Source organism: Candidatus Pyrohabitans sp. (assembly GCF_054014795.1).
In genome coordinates this window covers 1-4,361 of sequence record NZ_JBPMGE010000102.1, presented here as the reverse complement: position 1 = coordinate 4,361, position 4,361 = coordinate 1, and the positions used below count along the sequence as shown (strand labels likewise).

Below are 4,361 nucleotides of genomic sequence, written 5' to 3'. Positions count from 1 at the left end.
AGCCTGTGGAGAGAATCCAGGAGGCACTGGAGCGCATAGAAGGATTATTCTAGTCTCCTGCGGAAGAGCATCGGAATAGTAAGGAGAAGAAGAATCGCAGCTGATCCGCATATGGGCTTCTCTGGCTCTTCCTGCATCTACTTCTGTGTAATATTTTCATCTTGCGCAGGTATCTCTTTTCTGTTTATAGACTCAAGCAGTTGGAGCTGAGCCGTTCCAGTCTATCGCCGAGATTCCGGTTATCTCAGCTGCATTAACCCAGGGCAACAGGGCGAAAAGTAAAAGCATGCAGAGCAGGAGTCTCATGGCACCGCCCCCACTTCGCTGTAGAGCATCCCGGTAAGCTCCTTAAAAGCTCTACCGTCGTAGCTGAAGAGCCGGCTTCTTCCCTCAGAGTACCCGATCACAAGCCCGTAGTCCCCGCCCCAGCGCACCTTTGCAGAGGAGACACTCTCTGGCAGCGCGATTGTTTCTACCCTGCTTCCATCGTAGCTGAGCAGCACATCGCCTGAAAGCAGCCACCTCCTGCCAGTCCAGGCAATTGAAGAGATGTACGCGTCTCCGGGTATGTCCACCTTGGCAAAGGCTGAGCCATCGTATCTCAAAGCGAAGGTCTCTTCAATGTCCGGTCTGCCCTCGTAGTCGGGCTCGCCGAGCTTTGCGCCTGTGATGAGCCACTCGCTTCCATTCCAGGCTATAGCGCTTATGCTGATGTTCTCCAGCGGTGTCACATCCTCCAGCCTCTCTCCATCGTACTTAATCAGCCTTGAGTAGAACTCCCTTGATACAAGCATCCAGTAGCCATCGCCCCAGGCGATGTGCCTGACGTAGCTCAGCTCCACCGCCTCATGGAAGGCGTTGCCGTTGTACTTAATCAGCCTGCCCTTGGGGAAGAGGCTGCTCAGCAACCAGTCCTCGCCATTCCAAGCAAGCGCGACGACGCAGTGAATGCCAGAGATGTTCCTCAGCGCGTGGATGAACTCCTCTTTACTGGAGTCGGTCTCAGGTGGCGGGGTCAGGTTTACAAAGCGCTCACCTTCGTAGCTCTTCAGCAATCCTCCACCCTTGCAGTAGCCACCGCCAGCAATTAGCCAGACAGATCCGTTCCAGGCAAGCGCGTCCACGCTTCCCATGCGCTTGCCACCTAGAGGTGAAGGAGCGCTGAACCCGGCATCTTCGCTAAGATCGGTAAATTTCCTGCCGTCATACTTAACCAGCAGCCCCCTCTCACCGGTGCTTCCGGTAATGAGCCAGTACTCGCCGTTCCACACCGCGTCCTTCAGGGAAGCCCTCTTCCAGCTGACTTCAATTTTGGCAGGACCTCCTACATCCTCAGCACGCTCAATGTCTGAAGGTATCTCCACGGGTTTTATCTCTGGTGTGAGATTTGTTTCCCTCGTCTTGGGCCTCACCCCTTCTGCCTTTACACCCTTTTCTAAAGCGCGGCTAAGCACCAGCTTAAAGAGCTTATCCCCTTTATCGCGGGGCGCTCCTGAAACCGAGTAGTCATCGGTGGTGTACTCGCCGGAGTCGAATATAAAGGTGTAGCCCCCGGTATGCGCGAGGTACCTGTCGTATCCCATCCAGGTTTTGTACCTGTAGATGTAAACGCCATTATAAGTAAGGCACTTTATCAGTGAGCCTTTAGCCTTTCCCCAGCCCATCTGCCCGTTAAAAACACTCTCGTTCCCATCCCGGTAGATCCAGAGCCAGGCTCTGCCGCCTGTGGGCATGTACACCAGCGAAGTCACAGCTTTGCCGCTATTCACCTTACCACTCCAGGTGATGTTCCAGACAGAGGGAAGCTCAGCCACCTGCGGAAGCAGCTCCTCCAGGCTTATCCCCTCGGTCTCAGGCTTCTGCGGAGAGATGCAGAGGGAGAGAAGAAGCCCGGTGAGCAGAAGGAAGATTATTCTCGGGGTCATCTCCTATCCCTCCATCGGAGAATCAAAAGTATGATGCCAATCAACAGAAGCGGCAGAGCAAACCAGAGTATGATGTCTCTGTTATACTCCGCAAGACCAATGCTTCTGTTCTCTGCAGAATTGCCTGCAGCTTCGCGGCTAACCACCCTTATACTCTTCTGGGGCGGTTTAAAGGGGAGCTTTATCCTCTCATGCAGTGGTGTAAATTTTCTCCCATCGTACGCGAGTATGCCGGCTCCTCCCATCAGCCATGTGCTGCCGTTCCATGCGAGGCAGTTTGGTGTGTGCTTAAGAGCCGCTGTGTATCTATTTGTTAAATTTTCGAAGCTTTTGCCATCGTATCTGAAAAGCTTTCCTTTATTTGTGCAAACAAGGAAGTATTCACCGTTCCACTTCACAGAAATAACTGAGCCGTATTCTATATCCGAGATTCCTCCCGTATAGCCTTCGAGAAGCTCTGAGGAGCTGCTGTCGTATTTTATTAAAAAGGGTTCCCAGACGCTCGGGTTAAGCTCGGCCGCATTCCCCCCTATCAGCCAGTAGCCACCGCCATAGTCCAGAGTTGCCACCTCCCTGATGCTTCCCGTGCTCTTCACACCGCTCTCTCCGGTTATGTCCTCTAAGGCAGTGCCGTTAAACCTGAGCAGGTTGCCATTGCTGGCAATGAGGCAGTAGTCGCTGCAGGCTATCCTGTTCACAGGTCTAGCTTTCTGGCTGATCCACTTTATCTCGCCATTATAGCGCAGAAGACCCTCCTTCGCACCCAGAAGCCAGTAATTACCCTTTCTGTACCATGAAATAGCATTTATCGTGACATTGACGTGGCTTACCATCAGAGTGCCGTTATACTCTAGGAGTAAATTCTTGCCCCCGGCGAGGCAAGAGTCTCCCCTACAGGCAACTGCAGAAACACCTTTGCCCCTGAAGAGGAGCCTTGCTTTATTGTCTTTAAGCAGCGTAAGGCTCCCTGCCTCCCCTCCGGAGTCCGTTGAGGTTGTGATGAGCCATCCTCCCCTGAAAGGCGCTATCGCCCTGACCCGCGTAAGCCCGGCCTCGACGCTAAGGTCCCTGAAGCAACTGCTACAGTAGCTCAAAAAGGTGCCGTTGTACAGAACCACTCTACTCTTACCTATAAACAGCCATCTTCCCTCCTCACCCACTGGAGGACCAAGAGCAGGAAACCCCTCAACGCGGGTGAAGTTCCCGCCATCGTAAATTACGTAACCGCTGGGTGTGCTGAGAACCCAGTAGCTTCCTGTCCAGGTTAAGCCGGTGACGAAGTCGTCTATTTTCAGGTTTTTCGTCATGTCTGAGAAGCCCTCAGGCGAGTACATGAGCAGCTTCTTCCTCCCCTTTCCTAATGCTGAGATAAGGCATTCTCTTTCGTTGCATTGGATGGTGCGTATGAACAGCCCGCTCAGTTTTGCCTCCCGGCTCAGGTCGGTAAATTGCTCGCCATCATAGCTGACAAGCCATCCTCTCCCGAGTGTCGCACCACCTATGAGCCAGGTGTTATTCCACGGAGCCCAGGCTATAGCTTCTACATAGGATGACTGTCTAAGGTAGGAAAGATTTGAGCCTATGTTGATTTCTCCATTTCCAGAAAACCTAATCAGCTTGGCATTTTTCTCCCCAAGGCCAGAAATTAGCCAGTACCTGCCGTTGCCTTCGATCGCATCTACTATGTCTATATCAATCTTCCCCAGGTCAACAAGCTTTTCGCCTTCCAGCTTGAGTAGCCTTGTGTGGGGTCTGACATCTCCGTCGTGAGCATAGGCTGCGATAATCCACCCCAGATTTGCATCGTAGGCAATGTCCCATATACCCTCAACATTTTCAACATTGAGAGACAGAAAGCTATTACCGTCGTAGGTCAGAAGAGCGTTGCTACCCCGCCCGGTTAATATCCAGCGCCATCCATCGTAGCCCACATCCGAAACCACCAGAGGCTGGGCATTAACAATACCTGCAATGAGGGGGTAGATCGTCAAGATTATTAATAGATAGGGTCTCATTTACTCCTTCCCCTTTTCTGCTGACATTTGCTTTAATTAATTTTTGGTTATTTATACCTTTTCGTTGAAATTGTTTCTAATAACTTTTAAATATATAATTTAATGAGATTTATCTCTATATATCTGTTTAAAACGTTTCCAATTATTTTAATAAATCAAATTTAAAAGTTATTATGAATATAACTATAATTTAGTTATTTTCAAGAGTCAATGAGATTGCAAACAAGCAAAATTGCTATTTACCACATTTAATCTGCACCATCCGTTTCACCTAAAATTTCAACAGGCGAATCTCATACCGATAAAATCTGTAAGCCAGGAATAAAAGCGCAAAACCAAAGAGAAAATTGAAGACTGAAACAAGTGTTATCATGGCAATATCCGCCCAAGAGATACCGGCAACTTCTGCGAGTTTGAGCAT

2 protein-coding genes are annotated in these 4,361 nt (G+C 50.3%); both read right to left on the bottom strand.

The genetic code is table 11. From position 1 onward, the window contains the following. Positions 1–302: 302 nt before the first annotated feature. Entirely contained in the window at positions 303–1,925 is a 1,623-nt protein-coding gene (locus ACXJJW_RS11065) for a hypothetical protein (RefSeq protein WP_456475810.1), read from the bottom strand. Then, positions 1,922–3,916 carry a hypothetical protein gene (locus ACXJJW_RS11060; protein WP_456475809.1) on the bottom strand — a complete coding sequence of 665 codons (1,995 nt, stop codon included), beginning with the start codon at positions 3,914–3,916 and terminating at the stop codon, positions 1,922–1,924. Before ACXJJW_RS11060 ends, ACXJJW_RS11065 begins: the two co-directional genes overlap by 4 nt. Positions 3,917–4,361 lie beyond the last annotated feature (445 nt).